Below are 1,182 nucleotides of genomic sequence, written 5' to 3'. Positions count from 1 at the left end.
GCGTCCTGCGCTCCCGCGCGGTGCGGCCGCGGCTGCGCGCCATGCTGGGCGGCGGGAGGCCGCTGGGCGGCGGGAAGACCGCTCCCGAGCGCTCCCCGCTGGCCGAAGGGGTGGTGGAACAGGACGGCGAGGTGGTACTCGCCCGCGCCGCGCGCCCGGAACGCGACCCGGTACTACCGCTGCGCGCCGCGGCCGCCGCCGCCCAGTCAGGACTCCCGCTCTCCCTGCACGCCGTACGGCGCATGGCGGCCGGTGCGCGCCCCCTGCCCACGCCCTGGCCCGCCGAGGCACGGGAACAACTGGTGACCCTGCTGGGCTCCGGCCCGCCCACCGTGCAGGTCTGGGAGGCGCTGGAGGCGGAGGGCCTGGTCAACCGCCTGCTCCCCGACTGGGAACGGGTCCGCTGCCGGCCCCAGCGCAACGCCGTGCACCTGTGGACCGTGGACCGGCACCTCATCGAGACCGCCGTGCGCGCCTCCGAGTTCACCCGGCGCGTGCACCGGCCCGACCTGCTGCTGGTCGCCGCGCTGCTGCACGACATCGGCAAGGGCTGGCCCGGCGACCACTCGGTGGCCGGCGAGGTCATCGCCAGGGACGTGGCCGCCCGCATCGGCTTCGACCGGCACGACGTCACCGTGATCGCCACCCTCGTACGCCACCACCTCCTGCTCGTCGAGACCGCCACCCGGCGCGATCTGGAGGACCCCGCCACCGTGCGCGCGGTCGCCGAGGCCGTCGCCTCCGAGGGCACCCTCGAACTGCTGCACGCCCTCACCGAGGCGGACGCCCTCGCCACCGGACCGGCCGCGTGGTCGTCCTGGCGCGCCTCGCTCGTCACCGACCTGGTCAAGCGGGTCTCCGCCGTGCTCTCCGGCGACGTACCGGACGACCCCGCGGCAGCCGCGCCCACCGCCGAACACGAGCGTCTCGCGCTCGAGGCGGTCGCCACGGGCGCGCCCGTACTGTCCCTGCGGGCCCAGACCGAGCCGCCCGCCGAACCCTCCGGCGACCCCGAACCGCTGGGCGTGGAGCTGCTCATCGCCGTACCCGACCAGGCGGGCGTGCTCCCCGCGGTGGCCGGTGTGCTCGCCCTGCACCGGCTGACCGTGCGGACCGCCGAGCTGCGGGCGCTGGACCTCCCCGCGGGCGTCGACGGCTCCGTCCTGCTGCTGGACTGGCGGG

1 protein-coding gene is annotated in these 1,182 nt (G+C 76.8%); it reads left to right on the top strand.

Annotated features, from left to right (window positions below; genetic code table 11):
* Positions 1-1,182: HD domain-containing protein (locus tag B9S61_RS42670; protein ID WP_258039868.1), on the top strand; the 1,182-nt coding region annotated here is incomplete at both ends.

The organism is Streptomyces sp. SM1, from assembly GCF_002910825.1.
Taxonomy (GTDB): Bacteria; Actinomycetota; Actinomycetes; order Streptomycetales; family Streptomycetaceae; genus Streptomyces; species Streptomyces okerensis.
Note: the sequence above shows the minus strand (reverse complement) of the source record. Positions and strands in the feature narration are given on the sequence as shown.